The organism is Chitinophaga sp. (assembly GCF_035538455.1).
Classification (GTDB): domain Bacteria; phylum Bacteroidota; class Bacteroidia; order Chitinophagales; family Chitinophagaceae; genus Chitinophaga.
The window spans coordinates 13,091-29,161 of sequence record NZ_DATLKJ010000112.1 but is presented as its reverse complement, the minus strand read 5'-3'; the positions used below and the strand labels follow the sequence as shown (position 1 = coordinate 29,161).

The window sequence follows — 16,071 nt, the reverse complement described above, 5'->3', positions numbered from 1 at the left end:
TGAAGGGTATTCAATCCATCTGCCCTTTGAAATCGTTTTTGGTATGCTTAGTGAGCAGGGCTTACGACTGCATCAGCAGCGGCGGCGGAATCTACAGGAACAGCGAAGAGGCTGTCTTCAGCGGCTTTCTGTTTTGCCTTTTTAGCCTGATCCAGTTTAGACATTTCGGTAGCAAAGTTGATCAGCTGTACGAGGCTGTTTTCATCCTTGTTTTTCAGGGTGAGTACAGCTTCAGAGCGTTGAACATCACCACTGTAAGGCTGTCCGACAATAGTGAAGTCCTTGAGCAGGCCTTTAACTTTGGCCATCATGGCTTTTCCTTCATCGCTGTCTGCCTTATCAGCAGGAATGGTGTTGATCACTTTTTCGAGATCAGCATAACCGCCCAGCATGCTGCCTTTGATTTTGCTCTCGAGGCCTTCAGGCAGTTTGATGCTGCCTTTACCAGCCAGGTATTGTTGTAACAGCACACTGTCTGAACCAACTGTGATATTCTTTTCAGTAATGGAAACAGGTGGTACACCTGCTGCGACAGCGGGGCTGCTGATTACATAACGATCTCCTTCTTTGGTAAAGATGTCTTTCAACATTGGTGAGGTCATCACTTTGTTGAAGGCATCTTTGTTGCCCACTTTCATATTAAAGATCCATTTAGCGGAAGGCTCGTCCTTAAATTCTCCGGGGAAGTAAGGAGATTCTTTTTTGGTTACGGCGAAGTCGGAAGCGATATAGGTGAATTGACCGTCGAATGCATTAACAATATCGTCAAGAGAGAGGCTGGATTTAGCCAGGAACATATTCACCAGGCCGTCCATACCGGTTGACTTAATGATCTCAGCGATCATGTGCAGGTCAAACGCATAGGAGATAAAGCCGGTAACATTTTCTGAAGGGTATTTTTTCAGCGATTCGATATCGATCTCTTTCTTGCCATATTTTTTATAGATAGTGGCCATTTCTTTACCCATATAGGAGTTGCCGTTCATTACCACTTTACCTTTTTCGAAGTTAACGGTAGCGGTATAGAAGGCGCCATCCATCAGTTTTTTGAAGTTGGCAGGGATCATGGTGAACTGTCCGCTGTTATAGATAGCCTCCGGATTTACGAATACGCTCATGTCTGAATTTTCTTTCAGCAGCTTAGCAAAAGGTTCCAGAGAGCCGGCGGTTTCTTCTTTTTTGAGGTGGAACAGGTGATCCACTTCTGTTACGAGTTCCTTTGCGGCATCATCGTTGCTGGCGGTAACGAGGGCGGCCGGAGTAGCTGCTGCGGAGTCTGCAGCAACCTCAGTAGCGTCGCTGTCGTCCGGGCCGGGTGCACCGGGAACACCAGGGATAGCAGACGGGAGTTTGTTCAGGTTGTCTGTATCATACCCATAGATAGAGATTACGGTGTTTTTGTTCCAGGCAATCACTGCGCCTTCCTTGCTTTCCCAGATATACTTGAAGTCGTTCTGTGTTTTCAGGGAGAAGTCGGCAATATTTTTCTTCAGGTATGCTTCAAATTTATCAGCATCCTGAAGGCTTCCGGTAAGGCTGATGTAGGATCTTTTTTCCTGGAAGATGAAAGAGGCGAAGAAGTGGCCTTTCAGATCCACACCGGAATTTTCAGCATCTTTCCAGCTCTTCATTACTTCATTGGCAGTATCCTTGCTCTGTAAAGAAGTAAAAACTTTATCCATAGTAAGGCCACTGGTAACCAGTTTCTGGGTGATTTCCTTTGCGTTAAGCTCAAGAATTACGCCGGCCGTCTTAGGGATATGCTTACTTTCATCCGGTACCTTAGAGCAGGCGGACAGTATCACCGCTGCAGAAACAGCGGTTAACAAAACTTTGGAGATTGTTCTTTTCATAAAAGATATAAAAATTAATAATTAAACGTTGGAGTTACACACGACATACTTTCCCACTATCGTGGTATTTCAATCCCGCAAAAGTACGTATATTTTTGTAGCTTATATGTCCAATTTTCGTGGGGAGTATACAATAAATCTATATCGATATAGTTAATACCTTTGCTACTAATAACGTTACTACTAAACTAAGACTATGAATTTGCTACTTACTATGAAACTAAAACTTAAAACCATAGAAAAACCGTTATGTTCCTGATTTTATTACAGTACATCCGTCCTGTTGCGGCGATAGAGCACTTCATGGAGGCGCACACAGCGTTTCTGCAGAAGTATTATGACAGCGGCAAATTTATCATGTCTGGCAGAAGGAAGCCCAAATCCGGGTCTTTGATAGTGTGCCAGGCATCCAGCCGCAAAGAGGTGGAACAGATTATGAGCGAGGATCCTTTGGAAAGGCACCAGCTGGCATTGTATGAGATCATTGAGTTTGAGCCTACTGCTATGTCAGCGCCTGTTGCAAGATAGACTGTCACAGACTACGCCAACGATCTCCACCTAATTATTTTACACTGTTGATTACTGTATGAAGTAAATGACTTTAGTCAGCCATTTGCTACTGTCCTTCTCTATGCCCGGATCTGTCACATACATTTCCATCATGGGCGGCACAATTTTCTTTCCCTTATTTGCTGCAAACTGTTGTAAAGCAACGTGTGCATTGGCTGTTTTATCGTATGGGCCATAATAATCCACGTAGGCAGCTTTGGATGCGGGTAGTTTAATAATTTCAAAGCCGGGGCCGAGTGTGCTTCCTTCGGGTACCGGTATTGCAGCGGCCATATCGGTCTGATGCTTTTTTTCGTCCCAGGAGAAGAATAACCCGCAAGGCACGCCAGGCTGTAAATTGGCTGCTGTAGCTGCTTTATAGATTTTTCCAAGGTTAGATCGATAGAATGCGGAAATGTCTTTCATGGAAATAGTCTGGCGTATGGCTGCATAGGTAGTTGCGGGGAAGTCCATTTCTTTTACGGTAACATCGATGCCGTTGGGTGTGCCGGGGCCATCCTTGTCGGCCTCCGCCATGCTTTTAAGGTTATTGAGTCCTTGTTCGAAATCCTTTTCCAGCGAGCCTTTCATAAAGAGGGTCATTATATTTTGAGGGCGACCATAGTGTGCGTCAAAACCCCAGATGACCTTGGTTTTCCCGGCGGCCTCATTCAGGCTGAAGAAAACATCGGACTCTGATCTGAATGGAGATATAAAGGTGAGCTTCTGTTTTATGCTTTTATAGGGGTCCAGTTCGAGATGCTGCAACCGGCCTTCCCCGATCTTCTCCCCTTTCCAGCTGTCAATAGCACCAATGGTGCCATCATCGCCGGTAATAGTATACCTGGCAGTAGAGTCCATCTTCCGCCAGGTGCTCCATTCATTGAAACGGTTGAATTTCACAATATCTTCCCATACCATAGAAGCCGGGGCGTTAACCTCTACTGAGCGTTCTACATGTATACGGGTGGGTGCTGCAAAAACGAGTACAATAAAAATAAGCAAGAGAATACCTATGATCCAGGCGAGTGCTTTTAATACTTTCATAACTCCCGGGGATTGATTACAATAAAAATACGTTTTTTTATTGTGCCAGCCCGTGGGGAACGTTGGCATTACTGTGGGTCGTTGGCGGGTTATTCCTTTCCTTTCTCTTTTTCTTTATAGTGCTGATCTGCTTCCTTAGCTTTTTCAAAGTCAAGGATCACTGAGTTAATGCAGTAACGTAGTCCTGTAGGCGGGGGGCCGTCATCGAAAACATGTCCCAGGTGAGCCTTACAGCGGCCACACATTACTTCCGTCCGGTGCATGCCATGAGAATTGTCGGGGGCGTAGATTACACTTGCCTTTGTGATCGGCTCAAAAAAACTGGGCCAGCCGCAGCTGCTCTCAAATTTGGCATCGGAAACAAAAAGCGGATTACCGCATGCAGCACAGTAATAAGTGCCTTTGTCCTTACTATTCCAGTATTTCCCTGTAAACGCCCACTCGGTTCCTTTTTCTCTGGCAATGTTAAAAACGTCTTTGGAGAGGATATCCTTCCACTCCGCCTCCGTTTTATTCACTTTGCCGGTATCCGAATGGGAATAAAAGTCGCCCTTCTTTTTTTCTTCCATTGATTTCTTTTTTTCGCTGTTTTGCGAGTATGAACAGTTGGTTACTAAAAAAGTGAAACTCAAAAGTATCAGATTCCGCAGGTACATATATGCAGATTTGTATCGTTAACTTAGCATTAACACCGTCGTTGTGATGCTGTCATAAGCCAGAAAAAATTTCGTTCTATAAAATTACGTAGGAATAGGCCTAATGGATTGTTAATATCTCCCGGCATTTACAAAAGTGTTGGTATTTTGTTTGAAACCAGCTGATAATCACCGGCCAGCAACTCCATATAAATTACTAACTTTACGCCAAAAGGCTAGTAAGTGGCGGATATCATCAATTTATTACCAGACAATATAGCGAATCAGATAGCTGCGGGCGAAGTGATACAAAGGCCGGCATCGGCGGTAAAGGAATTACTGGAGAATGCAGTGGATGCAGGTGCAACGGAAATTCAGCTGATCATAAAAGATGCCGGCAAGGAATTAGTACAGGTAATTGATAACGGCGGCGGAATGAGTGAAACAGATGCCAGGATGTGTTTTGAACGCCATGCAACCTCGAAAATACAGTCAATAGAAGACCTTTTCCAGATCCGAACTATGGGCTTCCGGGGTGAGGCGCTGGCATCCATTGCAGCCGTTTCGCAGGTTGAACTCAAATCCCGTAAAAAGGGTGTTGACCTTGGCACCTATATAGAAATCGACAACAGCCGTGTAAATAAACAGGAACCCTGCCAGACTGCAGAAGGCACCAACATAGCCATGAAGAACCTGTTCTTCAACGTGCCGGCGCGCAGAAACTTCCTCAAAAGCAATACTGCTGAAATGCGGCATATTGTGGATGAATTCATCCGGGTAGCCATGGCGTTCCCCCAGCTTCAGTTCTCACTGGTAAGCAATAACCAGCAACTGTTCTACCTGGAGAAAGGTTCTCTGAAACAGCGCATTGTGGCTATCCTTGGCCAGCATTACAACTCCAGGCTGGTGAATGTAAAGGAAAGCACTGATTACATGAATGTATACGGTTTTGTGGGGAAACCGGAAACGGCGAAAAAGACACGTGGCGACCAATTCTTCTTCGTCAATAACCGTTTCATCAAGAGCCCTTACCTGCATCATGCAGTAATGAGCGCCTTTGCCGACATTATCCCGGCAGACAGCTTTCCGCTGTATGTGTTATTCATTGATGTAAATCCTGAGCACGTGGATATCAACGTACATCCGACGAAGCAGGAAATCAAGTTTGACGACGAAAAGGTAATGTACGCCTTCATACAAGCCACGGTGAAACATGCCCTGGCCCAGTTCAGCGTTACGCCTACCCTCGATTTTGATCTGGACCCCAATATCCAGTCACTTGATGCGGTCAGCAAACCTTTTACGGCACAGCAAAAGGAAGATTCCACCCAATCTCCACTATATAAATCTTTCACACAGGCTAACCAGGCGCATATGATCGACAAAAGTTCCAGCAGCAGTAACCTGCGCCACTGGAAAGATCTGTATGAAAAAACGCCTGCTGCGCCGGAGGAAAAATATACCGTCAGCGCCTATAGTGAAGAAGAGCCTGAAACGCGACCAGCTGTCACATATGAGAGCCAGCCGCATGCCACCGCTTCCGTTATTGATGAGCGCTGGCAGGATACACCTACTGATCAGAAAGTACCGGTACAGGTACATCAGCAATACATTTTATCGCAGATTAAATCAGGCTTTATCCTGATAGATCAGCATGCGGCGCATGAGCGCATTCTTTATGAACGTTACATGCGCGCCCTACAGGAAACTCCTATCGCCACGCAGCAAAGCCTGTTCCCGCAATCATTGCAGTTGCTGCCTGCCGATGCCGTAATGATCACGGAGATGCTGCCAGAGCTTCAGTCCCTGGGATATGAGCTGGAGCCCTTTGGGAATAATACTTTCGTGGTGCGTGGCACTCCGGCGGACCTGCAGGGAGGTAATGACCAGGCTACGATAGAAGGGCTGCTGGAACAGTTTAAGCACTTCAGTGAACTGAAACTGAACCGCCGTGAGCAATTAATCCGCTCCATGGCCCGCAACAATGCCATTCCCGCGGGGAAAGTGCTTTCCTCCCGCGAGATGCAGAACATCATTGATGAGCTCTTTGCCTGCAGCATGCCCAATGTGGCGCCCGGCGGGAAGTTCACCTTTATTTCATTTAAACTTACAGACCTAGCCCGGATGTTTGAAAGAGACCGGGGCTAACAAAGATATAACCGGCTTCCGGCAACATTTCAGCCTTGTGTACGGAAGCCGGCATCATATTGATCCAGCAGTTTATATAGAGATATGAACTGCTGGAATTTTTTTTCATACCCGTCTTTCTTCGACAAGTCAGGTTGAAAAATAGTCCCCTCTTCCTTATCCGCTTCTACAGTCAGCGGCAGGTTCAAGGCTTTAGCAGCCAGCATGATAGCACCCAGTACGGAGGCATCACTTTGCCGGCGCAGGTGCATGGGCTGACCAAAAATATCCGCCAGCAGCTGTACCCAGCCACGGGAGCTGGTAAAGCCACCGCTTACAGAAATTTCATTTACAGGACCACATGTTTCCTCCATCGCTTTCCTGATACTCAGCAGCGCAAAGCAGATACCTTCCAGTGTGGCACGGACAAAGTGGGCCGCTGTATGCCCAGCCTGTATACCAATAAACGCCGCCGTAGCCTGACTGTTCCATACAGGAGCACGCTCTCCCAGGAGATAAGGCATGCATAACAGTCGGCCGGCATCTGTCTGCAACGCAGCATCCACCAATGAAGGGAGATTTGCCAGCGGCTGTTGCAGAAAATCGCGTACCAGCCACTGCAATACCACCCCACCGTTATTGGAAGCACCGCCGGTGATGTAGACATCGTCCGTCAGCAGGTAGGTGAAGAGACGCCCTTCCGCATCAATGAGCGGTTGGCTTCCGGCCATGCGCATTGCGCCGCTGGTACCGATAGTAAGAGTAGCGTGCCCTGGGTTGAGGGCCTGGCTGCCCAGTTGCGCCAGACAACCGTCGCTACCACCCACAATAAAGGGGGTTTCAGGCGGGATGCCCAGTTCAGCGGCAATGGCTGGTTTGAGATCAGTAAGTACAAATGTGACCGGCACGGGTATGGGTAGGTGTGCGGTACTGATGCCTGCAAATGCCAGTGCGCCGGGATACCATTCCTTCCGCGCAATGTCAAACATGCCGGTGGCGGAGGCCATGGAATGATCCGTTACATATCTGCAGAAAAAATGGTGGAGTATATATTCTTTAATCCCTGCAAACATGACTGCGCGGGCAAACACTTCGGGCAGGTGTTGCTTCAGCCAGCGGATCTTGCAAAGCGGCGACATGGCATGTACGGGGGTTCCGGTATGGTGATAGATGTCCTTTCCCTGTTGGGTATTGCGCAGTGTGGTAGCGATTACGTCGCTGCGGTTATCAGCCCAGATAATGGCTGGTGTGAGTGGTTGCCCTGCGGCGTCCATGGCGATGAGGCTATGCATCGCGCAGCTGAAACTGATGGCTGCCGGAGGCTGGCCGGCTTTTGCCACCACTTCCCGGATACCGTTCTTCACGGCTGCCAGTAAAATAGCGGGATCCTGCTCACTGAATCCGGGAGCAGGATGAGTTGTTTCATATGCTGTCTGACAGCCTGCAATCACGCTCCCGTTGAGCCCAAGCCCAATCGTTTTAGCACTGCCTGTACCGATGTCCACTCCGATAATAAATGTTGTTTGGTCGCTCATATAAAAAACCTTCCATTTTCCGTATTTAATTTATAGATTTAAAACCGGTCTTTATAAAATCATGGTCTAAAAATTTCCACGCAAATGGCTTTTGAAATTAAGAAACAGGCTAAGCTTTATGATGTATGTATCGTTGGTTCCGGCGCCGGTGGCGGTATGGCAGCCAAAATGTTATCTGAAGCAGGCCTCAAGGTAGCCCTCCTGGAAGCAGGGCCTAAATATGATCCGGCCGACCCGGAGCAGGCCACCCAACTGAAATGGCCTTATGAATCACCCAGAAGAGGAGCCAGTACGACCCGACCTTTCGGCGACTTCGATGCAGCCTACGGTGGATGGGAGATCAACGGTGAGCCATATACGAAGAAGGGCGGCACCGAATTCGACTGGTTCCGTTCCCGTATGCTGGGAGGCCGTACCAATCACTGGGGACGCATTTCCTTACGCTTCGGAGAGCGTGATTTCAAACACAAAAGCTATGATGGTCTTGGTGATGACTGGCCAATCAGCTACCAGGATGTAGCGCCATACTACGACCGTGTAGATAAACTTATCGGGGTATTCGGCAGCCGGGAAAACCTGCCTAATGAACCAGATGGTTTCTTCCTTCCTCCTCCCAAACCCAGGCTGCATGAACTGATGGTAATGCGTGCCGGGAAAAAAATGGGATTACCGGTTATTCCTGCACGTTTATCTATCCTTACCAGATCTGTCAACAAAGACCGTAGCCCATGTTTCTACTGCAGCCAGTGTAGCCGCGGATGTACCGTATACGGCGACTTCTCCTCTTCTTCTGTGCTGGTAAAGCCTGCTTTGAAAAGCGGACATGTTGACCTTTACACGAATGCAATGGTGCGCGAAGTTCTGACAGACAAGGCTGGCCAAGCCTCTGGTGTAGCCTATATCGACAAAAGCGATATGCAGGAATACTCTGTCAATGCCAAAGTAGTGGTACTTGCTGCCAGTGCCTGCGAATCAGCCAGGTTGCTGCTCAATTCCAAATCTGCTGCACATCCCAATGGTCTTGCCAACTCCAGCGGCGTAGTGGGTAAATACCTGCATGACTCCACTGGCGCATCCAGATCGGGTTTTCTGCCCTTCCTGATGGATCGTAAACGTTACAATGAAGATGGCGTTGGCGGTATGCACGTATACGTTCCCTGGTGGCTCGATAATAAGAAACTGGACTTTCCCCGTGGTTATCATATAGAACTTGGTGGCGGTATGAATATGCCTTCCTACGGTTATGGCTTCAGCATGGAACGTATGAACGGCAAGTATCCGGGCCGTGATGGTAAACCTAAAGACGCTGGTGGTTATGGTAAATCACTTAAAGATGACTATCGCCGCTTTTATGGCGCTCATATAGGATTTGCGGGAAGAGGCGAATGTATTGCGCGGGAAAATAACTACTGCGAAATAGATCCCAATGTAGTAGACAAGTACGGCATTCCCGTTCTGCGCTTCAACTACACCTGGACCGATCATGAGATCAAACAGGCCAAACACATGCAGGATACTTTTGAACAGCTCATTACAGAAATGGGCGGTATCCCCAGCGGTACCAAACCCGGCGCTGATACCAACTACGGGCTTGAAAACCCGGGTCGTATCATTCACGAGGTAGGTACCACACGTATGGGCGATGATCCTAAGAGGTCCGTTCTCAATAAATTCAACCAGGCACACGATGTAAAGAACCTGTTTGTGGTGGATGGCGGCGCATTTGTATCGCAGGCTGACAAAAACCCAACCTGGACTATCCTCGCGCTTTCTATGCGGGCATCAGAATACATCGTTGATCAACTGAAAAAACAGAACATTTAAAATCTATTTTTATGGATAGACGCGAGTCGCTCAAAGCACTGGCACTTGGTACTTTATCTGTAGGCACCATCATATCAGCCACCGGTTGTGACGATAAAAAAACCGGCGACAAGAAAGAAACTGCGGGCAAAACGCCCGGCTATGGCCGTACTCCCGACGAAGTGAAAAGGGATCAGGAACTGATGGAAGAGAAATTCTTCACTCCCGAAGAAATGAAAACGATCACCATACTGGCAGATATTATCATTCCCGCCGACGAACATTCCGGTAGCGCTACAGATGCCAAAGTACCTGAGTTTATAGAATTCATTGTAAAAGATATGCCGCAGCATCAGCTGCCAATGCGCGGGGGACTGCGCTGGCTGGATGTTCAGTGTGCCAAACGATACAATAAATCATTTGCTGACTGCACCGAACAGCAACGCATTGAAATGGTAGATCTCATCGCCTACCCTGAAAAAGCAGCACCGGAAAATCAACCTGGTGTGGCCTTCTTCAACCGTATGCGAAACCTTACGGCCACAGGCTTCTTCACCAGCAAGATCGGCATCAAAGATCTTGACTACAAAGGGAATACCCCCAACGAATGGGACGGCGTACCTGCTGACGTGTTGAAGCAGTATGGCTACGAATATGATGAAAAAACCCTGGCCACCTGCCTCAAAATTGAAGATAGGGGCAAAATCATGACCTGGGACTAAGATATTTCGGGATTTTTTTATTTTGATATTTAGGTATTTAAAATGCAGCGAAGACTAATATTTGTGCTCTTCGCTGCATTTTAAATACCTAAATATCAAAATAAAAAAATCCCGAAATTTTTCTGACCTTCCTGCATATGACAGATACTCCTTCCCAGAAGCCCGTTTCCTTTTTTGCTACCGGCATCCTGTTTTCTATTCTGTGGGCATCTGCCGCGGCAGCCACCAAGATAGGATTACATACGGCACAACCATTTGTAATCTGTGTTTTCCGGTTTCTGATCGCCGGAAGTATCATGCTGTTTATTACGCACGTTCTGCTGAAAAACAAATTGCCGCAAGGAAAACAATGGCTTCAGATCTTTATTTACAGCCTGCTGAATATCAGCTTGTATCTGGGATTATATGTGCTGGGAATGCAACATATTTCCGCCGGGCTAGGTGCTTTAGCGCCGACAGCTAACCCTGTGCTTATCAGCGTGCTGTCTGTTTTCTTCCTCGGGCAGCGATTTACTTTCAGAATATTTGGGAGCCTTGTGTTGTGTATGCTGGGCGTTATAGTAGCTGCATATCCGCTGTTGCAGCGCAGTATGGCTACCTGGGAAGGAATCATCATCATCCTGCTTAGTATGCTCTCTTACTCCGGCGGCTCAATTTATTTTTCAAGAAAACAATGGGAGGGGCTGCATCTGCTTACCATCAACGGCTGGCAAACAATCATGGGCTGTGTCACGCTGCTGCCGGTTATGCTGTTCACTTACAATCCTGCGCTTAATCATTATAATGCCTCTTTCTGGGGATCAATCCTGTGGCTGGCTATCCCTGTATCTATTGCGGCAGTGCAGCTTTGGCTGCTTCTGTTGAGGCAGGATGCCGTAAAGGCCTCATACTGGCTATTTCTTTGTCCGGTGGCGGGCTTCGTGATTGCTGCTGCCGTCATGAGAGAGCCGCTGACCATGTGGACACTATATGGCGTGATACTGGTACTGACCGGATTGTACATCATTCAACGGAAAAAAAGTAGTTAGCATCGCGATATATCAGTGGATAATCAACTTCACTGTATCTGCTTTCAGCCGGTATTTGATCCATTGCTGTAACTTAAGCCTGTCTGCGAAGCCGGGAGGTTTATCAAAACTGACGGTGAGCAACGTTACTGTGTCTTGCTGTTGTGACTTCAATGTGTTCACAGTGGTTTTAGACAACGTGTAGTTTTGCATGCCCGGATACAATGTTCTGAGCTCGGCGCGCAGGTCTGGGAAAGTATCGGTGTGGAGAACCGGTGGTTCTGTTGTTTGAGCGCTGCCAGAATCTTTCCTGTACACATCTTCCAGGATGCTGGCTTTAATCTGGGCCAGGTCTATTTCCTGTTTAGCGTTTAGTCCCTGTCGTATGATCAGTCTGCAGTGTCCCAGCTTATAGGCCACCATGCGATTTTTCAGGGCATCTATCTCTGCTGGTGATATTTCATTACCAATCAGCAGCAAGTCTATCTCATTACCTTTACTGTTGTATCTGAACACCCGGTTTACTACCTGCGTACGACTGAACTGAAACTGCTCCTGTACAAATTTGCGTGCATTGTTTTCAAAGATGCTTTTCTCCACAATTCTGTAGGCCAGATATATACTGGGTAATGTGGTGATGATCACTATTAACAGGATATAACGGGAGACTTTCTTTTCATATTTTTTATCTTCAAACTCTTTCCTGTTAAAACCCAGAAACCGTACGATCAGGAAGGTACTGATGCAGATAAATACGCTGTTGATAAAATATAAGTATAATGCTCCGAGGAAATAGTAAAAGTTCCCATTGGCCAGTCCGAAACCGGCGGTGCATAGGGGCGGCATCAATGCGGTGGCTATAGCAACCCCGGGGATTACGTTGCTTTTCTCTCTACGCGTACCGGCTACAATGCCTGCCAGTCCGCCAAAGAGGGCGATGAACACATCCCATACTGAAGGAGTAGTTCTGGCCAGTAACTCACTTTGCGCCTCGTGCAACGGGGTGATCCAGAAGTATAAAGAAGAAGTGGCAATGCTAATGAAAGTAGCCATTGCCAGGTTGCGCAGCCCTTTCTTTACCAGGTCAAAGTCGTTGATGCCGATTCCCAGCCCTATTCCCATGATAGGTCCCATCAGTGGCGAGATCAGCATGGCTCCGATAATGACACCTGTGGAGTTTACATTCAGCCCAATAGAAGCAATCAGGATGGCAAATATCAGTGCCCATAAATTAGCCCCCCTGAAGTCAACATTTTTTCGAATAGAAGCGGTAATTTCGTTTTCCTCGGCTTTGTCTTCGTGAAGATTAAACCGGCTGGAAAGAAACCCGATGAAGGAACTAAAGATTTGCTTCATACTAGTACAGCTCGTTATACAAAAAGTTAACAGTCATAAAGATAGGCTATAGCATTGACATTGAAGCCCCTGGCCTTAGCCGTTCATATATCGGTTTGCTACATTCAGTTTTTTTATTTATATCTTGAAAAAAAAATTGCACTCATGGTTCCAGAAAAAAAGAATGAGGGAAGCCACGTATCCCGCAGATCATTCCTGAGAAACGGCGCACTTGCAGCGGCCGGTTTCATGATAGTTCCACGTCATGTTCTTGGTAGAGGTTTTGTAGCACCGAGTGACCGTCTGCGCGTTGCAGGTATTGGGGTTGGCGGTAAGGGCTATAGCGACATTGTTGAATTTACCAAAGGCCCTGCTGATATAGCTTTTCTGTGTGATGTGGATACCCGCCGCGCCGCAGATGCTGTTAAGAAATTCCCCAAAGCCAAATTCTACACTGATTTCAGGGAAATGTTCGACAAAGAACATAAAAACTTTGACGCTGTATCCGTATCCACTCCTGACCACACGCATGCAGTAGCCGCTATGGGTGCGATGCAGCTGAAGAAGCACGTATACGTTCAGAAGCCACTTACGCACGACATCTACGAAGCACGTATGCTTACGCAGGGTGCAAAAAAATATAAAGTGGTTAGCCAGATGGGTAACCAGGGCGCTTCCGGCGACGGTGTACGCCAGCTGATGGAATGGTACAATGCCGGCCTCGTTGGAGATGTACATACTGTTTACTGCTGGACAGACCGTCCAGTGTGGCCACAGGGTATTCCCTGGCCTACACAGAAAGCTGAAATACCCAAGGAGCTGAACTGGGATCTCTGGTTGGGTACGGCTCCTAAAAAAGATTATATAGGCAACCTGGTGCCCTTCAACTGGCGTGGTTGGTGGGATTATGGCACCGGCGCCATCGGCGATATGGGTTGTCATATTATAGAACCCCCTTTCCGCGTACTGGGCCTCGGTTACCCTACCTCTGTAGAATGCAGTGTGGGTAGCGTATACGTAGGAGAATTCTCCCGTGGTTATTTCCCTGAAAGCTGTCCTCCTTCTTCTCATGTGATTATGAAGTTCCCTGGCAAAAATGGCAAGGAGATAACACTTCACTGGATGGACGGAGGTATTCAACCTGAGCGCCCTGAAGAGCTGGGACCTAACGAAGTTATGGGTGATGGTGGTAACGGTGCTATCTTCATCGGTGATAAAGGCAAAATGATGTGCGGTACATATGGTATGTTCCCCAAACTATTACCAACTTCCCGTACTACTGAAGTAAACGTTCCGCAAACTATTGCGCGCGTGCCTGAAGGCCACTACGTACAATGGGTGAATGCAGCTATTGCCGGCTACAACAGCGATAAAGCAAAAACACTGAGCTCTCCGTTCGATATTGCCGGACCTCTTACAGAATCCATTCTGATGGCCAACCTGGCCATCCGCAGCTTCGACATCCGCACGCCGAAAGCTAACAAGCCTAACTCTTACGACTATCCCGGCCGCTACATCAAACTGCTGTGGGATGGCAACAATATGAAGATTACCAACTTTGATGCCGCCAATCAGTTCGTGAAACGCACTTACAGAGATGGCTGGTCACTTGGTGTTTAGTCTTCCTTGTGCAGATATTAAATGTAAAAGCCCCGCGGAGATTTCCACGGGGCTTTTACATTTAATACCTACAATATTATTTATATGGGACCTGCTGTTCGAGGTTCGGATTCTTCCTGATCTCCCCTATCGGAATAGGCAACAGGAAATGCTTTTCAGCAAAGGCACGGGACTGAATATTGAGAGGGCGGTAAATAAAAGGATGCCCTGCAATCTGCGAGCCCAGTACCTCTATACCTTTCGCACTTTCGTTAAATGCCGTCAGCGCATCCGTTTTCCATCTGCGTGCGTCAAAGAAGCGATGCTCTTCAAATGCAAGTTCATAGCGCCTTTCATACTTCAAGGCCTCTTTCAGCGCATCACCACTTGCTACTATCTGCGGCATTCCCGCACGTGTACGCACCTGATTAAGCACCAAGAGCCCACCGGCTTCATCGCCCGCCCATATACTGGCTTCTGCATAGTTCAGCAGTATTTCTGCATAACGGAAAAATATCCACGACTGGTCTCCACGGAAAAACTGCGCATCCAGGTTTTTATCCATGAACTTGCGGAGGTAGTACCCGGAGAAAGTACCATTCCAGTTTTCGATGGTACTATTGCGCGTATCAAGCCCCCATACACTGTCTGTACCATTTTTAGATTCATACTTACCGGTCTGTATAATTCCTATAGGGTCCACTTCGGCACCATCTTTCGGACGTTTTTTCCATGGTGCACCATCATAAAGAATGGTGGCGTAGAAACGCGGATCACGGTTAACATATGGCGCCTTCGCTTGGGCAGGGTTACTCCAGGAGAAGGTCGTGCCGTCTTTCATCTGATAACCAGTGACGAAGTTTTCCAGCGGCACATTGCCCCCCCAGTTATGATACCCATTGGGGCCATTGTAAAGATCATGACTGGTGCCCAGTAGCGCCTTATCATACAGCTTTACAAAGATTAACTCAGCATTGTCCTTATCAAGAAAAACGCGGGAATAATTCTCCGCAGCGGAATCAGTAGGCCGATAAAGGGAATAGATGTTCAAGTCCATCACTGCTTTAGCCGCAGCCTGCGCCAGCACAAAGCGAGCGCGCTGATCACCGGAGGCATATCCCATCAGCGGGCTTTTCACATCTTTATTATACACATCACTGGCTGCATATAACAGCACCCTTGACTTAAGTGATAAAGCTGCTCCTTTGGTACTCCTGCCCTTGCTGGCGATGTCGTCATATGTCTGTGGCAACAGTTTGGCGGCGCTATCGCACTGGCTTACGATGAAGTTGATACATTCTTCAAATGTATTCCTCTTGATGCTTAATATTTCCTGTTCATCTCCTTTTACACTAAAGGTTTTGGTAATCAACGGCACTCCGCCGAAATATTTCACCAGCATATGATAATACCACGCGCGCATAAAATATACCTCTCCTTTCAGGCGGGTACGTTGGGTTTCATCCGTGAACGGCACTGCATTTATTTTCTCAAAGAACATATTACAGTCGCGGATAGCTTTGTAATGGCCGTCCCAGCGGCTGAAATCCCCCAATGCGCCGAAATCATCGGGTGTTACGTTACCCTGCACTACACGGGAGGTATTATAATCATGAATAAAGCGGCTTTCGTCAGACATAGAAGAAAGCATCACCTCACCAAAGCCGGGGCGCATCTGCAGGTAAAGGTTATTCACAAAGCCCTGCACCAGGCCGGGATCTTTCCACACGTCCGATTCCTGGAACTCCGTCAGTGGCTTCTTCTCCAGGAAATCTTTACTACAGGAAGAAGCTATGGCACTGACCAGCAGTATTCCTGCAAAGTATTTTATGATGTTGATCTTTTTCATGGCTCGTTAG

12 protein-coding genes are annotated in these 16,071 nt (G+C 47.5%); 6 read left to right on the top strand and 6 right to left on the bottom strand.

Translation table 11 applies throughout. The annotated features are described in order from the left end of the window. Positions 1-47 precede the first annotated feature (47 nt). On the bottom strand, positions 48-1,853 hold the full coding sequence (locus tag VM802_RS13780) for a DUF4836 family protein (protein WP_325531395.1): 1,806 nt from the start codon (positions 1,851-1,853) through the stop codon (positions 48-50). 249 nt (positions 1,854-2,102) lie between these two features. On the opposite strand from VM802_RS13780, the gene VM802_RS13775 reads away from it, so the two are divergent. Continuing rightward, the gene (locus VM802_RS13775; protein ID WP_325531393.1) at positions 2,103-2,381 is read left to right on the top strand and encodes a YciI family protein; all 279 of its coding nucleotides are present in this window, start codon (positions 2,103-2,105) and stop codon (positions 2,379-2,381) included. Positions 2,382-2,432: 51 nt separating this feature from the next. Here the strand turns inward: VM802_RS13775 and VM802_RS13770 are convergent, their stop codons facing one another. Beyond that, positions 2,433-3,449: an SRPBCC family protein gene (locus VM802_RS13770; RefSeq protein WP_325531392.1), complete on the bottom strand. Its 1,017-nt coding sequence runs from the start codon at positions 3,447-3,449 to the stop codon at positions 2,433-2,435. An 89-nt stretch (positions 3,450-3,538) separates the two neighbouring features. Continuing rightward, positions 3,539-4,018: a peptide-methionine (R)-S-oxide reductase MsrB gene (msrB, locus tag VM802_RS13765; RefSeq protein WP_325531390.1), complete on the bottom strand. Its 480-nt coding sequence runs from the start codon at positions 4,016-4,018 to the stop codon at positions 3,539-3,541. A 309-nt stretch (positions 4,019-4,327) separates the two neighbouring features. Here msrB and mutL point away from each other — a divergent pair, with 309 nt between their 5' ends. Further along, positions 4,328-6,232 (top strand): DNA mismatch repair endonuclease MutL, encoded by a 1,905-nt coding sequence (gene mutL / locus VM802_RS13760; RefSeq protein WP_325531388.1) that lies wholly within the window; start codon positions 4,328-4,330, stop codon positions 6,230-6,232. Between the two features lie 29 nt (positions 6,233-6,261). On the opposite strand, the gene VM802_RS13755 is transcribed toward mutL, so the two are convergent. Further along, a complete protein-coding gene (locus tag VM802_RS13755; RefSeq protein WP_325531386.1) occupies positions 6,262-7,746 on the bottom strand; it encodes a gluconokinase in 1,485 nt (494 codons plus the stop codon). An 84-nt stretch (positions 7,747-7,830) separates the two neighbouring features. On the opposite strand from VM802_RS13755, the gene VM802_RS13750 reads away from it, so the two are divergent. The 3 genes from VM802_RS13750 to VM802_RS13740 all read left to right on the top strand — a co-directional run bounded on the left by VM802_RS13750 (position 7,831) and on the right by VM802_RS13740 (position 11,299). Further along, complete coding sequence (locus tag VM802_RS13750) at positions 7,831-9,570, top strand: GMC family oxidoreductase (protein WP_325531384.1); 1,740 nt, start codon at positions 7,831-7,833, stop codon at positions 9,568-9,570. An 11-nt stretch (positions 9,571-9,581) separates the two neighbouring features. Beyond that, the gene (locus tag VM802_RS13745) at positions 9,582-10,271 is read left to right on the top strand and encodes a gluconate 2-dehydrogenase subunit 3 family protein (RefSeq protein WP_325531382.1); all 690 of its coding nucleotides are present in this window, start codon (positions 9,582-9,584) and stop codon (positions 10,269-10,271) included. Between the two features lie 137 nt (positions 10,272-10,408). Further along, positions 10,409-11,299, top strand: coding sequence for a DMT family transporter (locus VM802_RS13740; RefSeq protein WP_325531380.1), 891 nt, complete (start codon positions 10,409-10,411; stop codon positions 11,297-11,299). 12 nt (positions 11,300-11,311) lie between these two features. On the opposite strand, the gene VM802_RS13735 is transcribed toward VM802_RS13740, so the two are convergent. Then, a complete protein-coding gene (locus tag VM802_RS13735; RefSeq protein ID WP_325531378.1) occupies positions 11,312-12,634 on the bottom strand; it encodes a TIGR00341 family protein in 1,323 nt (440 codons plus the stop codon). A gap of 144 nt (positions 12,635-12,778) precedes the next feature. Here VM802_RS13735 and VM802_RS13730 point away from each other — a divergent pair, with 144 nt between their 5' ends. Beyond that, positions 12,779-14,233 (top strand): Gfo/Idh/MocA family protein, encoded by a 1,455-nt coding sequence (locus VM802_RS13730; RefSeq protein ID WP_325531376.1) that lies wholly within the window; start codon positions 12,779-12,781, stop codon positions 14,231-14,233. Between the two features lie 76 nt (positions 14,234-14,309). Here VM802_RS13730 and VM802_RS13725 read toward each other — a convergent pair whose 3' ends face one another. Continuing rightward, positions 14,310-16,061 carry a RagB/SusD family nutrient uptake outer membrane protein gene (locus VM802_RS13725; RefSeq protein ID WP_325531374.1) on the bottom strand — a complete coding sequence of 584 codons (1,752 nt, stop codon included), beginning with the start codon at positions 16,059-16,061 and terminating at the stop codon, positions 14,310-14,312. Between the last annotated feature and the right edge of the window lie 10 nt (positions 16,062-16,071).

What these genes read in the sequence shown, in the direction of transcription:
- VM802_RS13775 (WP_325531393.1), top strand. Translation starts at nt 2,103, where the DNA reads ATGTTCCTGATTTTATTACAGTACATCCGTCCTGTTGCGGCGATAGAG.
- msrB (WP_325531390.1), bottom strand. Translation starts at nt 4,018, where the DNA reads ATGGAAGAAAAAAAGAAGGGCGACTTTTATTCCCATTCGGATACCGGC.
- VM802_RS13740 (WP_325531380.1), top strand. Translation starts at nt 10,409, where the DNA reads ATGACAGATACTCCTTCCCAGAAGCCCGTTTCCTTTTTTGCTACCGGC.
- VM802_RS13770 (WP_325531392.1), bottom strand. Translation starts at nt 3,449, where the DNA reads ATGAAAGTATTAAAAGCACTCGCCTGGATCATAGGTATTCTCTTGCTT.
- VM802_RS13730 (WP_325531376.1), top strand. Translation starts at nt 12,779, where the DNA reads ATGGTTCCAGAAAAAAAGAATGAGGGAAGCCACGTATCCCGCAGATCA.
- VM802_RS13750 (WP_325531384.1), top strand. Translation starts at nt 7,831, where the DNA reads ATGGCTTTTGAAATTAAGAAACAGGCTAAGCTTTATGATGTATGTATC.
- VM802_RS13780 (WP_325531395.1), bottom strand. Translation starts at nt 1,853, where the DNA reads ATGAAAAGAACAATCTCCAAAGTTTTGTTAACCGCTGTTTCTGCAGCG.
- VM802_RS13725 (WP_325531374.1), bottom strand. Translation starts at nt 16,061, where the DNA reads ATGAAAAAGATCAACATCATAAAATACTTTGCAGGAATACTGCTGGTC.
- VM802_RS13755 (WP_325531386.1), bottom strand. Translation starts at nt 7,746, where the DNA reads ATGAGCGACCAAACAACATTTATTATCGGAGTGGACATCGGTACAGGC.
- VM802_RS13735 (WP_325531378.1), bottom strand. Translation starts at nt 12,634, where the DNA reads ATGAAGCAAATCTTTAGTTCCTTCATCGGGTTTCTTTCCAGCCGGTTT.
- VM802_RS13745 (WP_325531382.1), top strand. Translation starts at nt 9,582, where the DNA reads ATGGATAGACGCGAGTCGCTCAAAGCACTGGCACTTGGTACTTTATCT.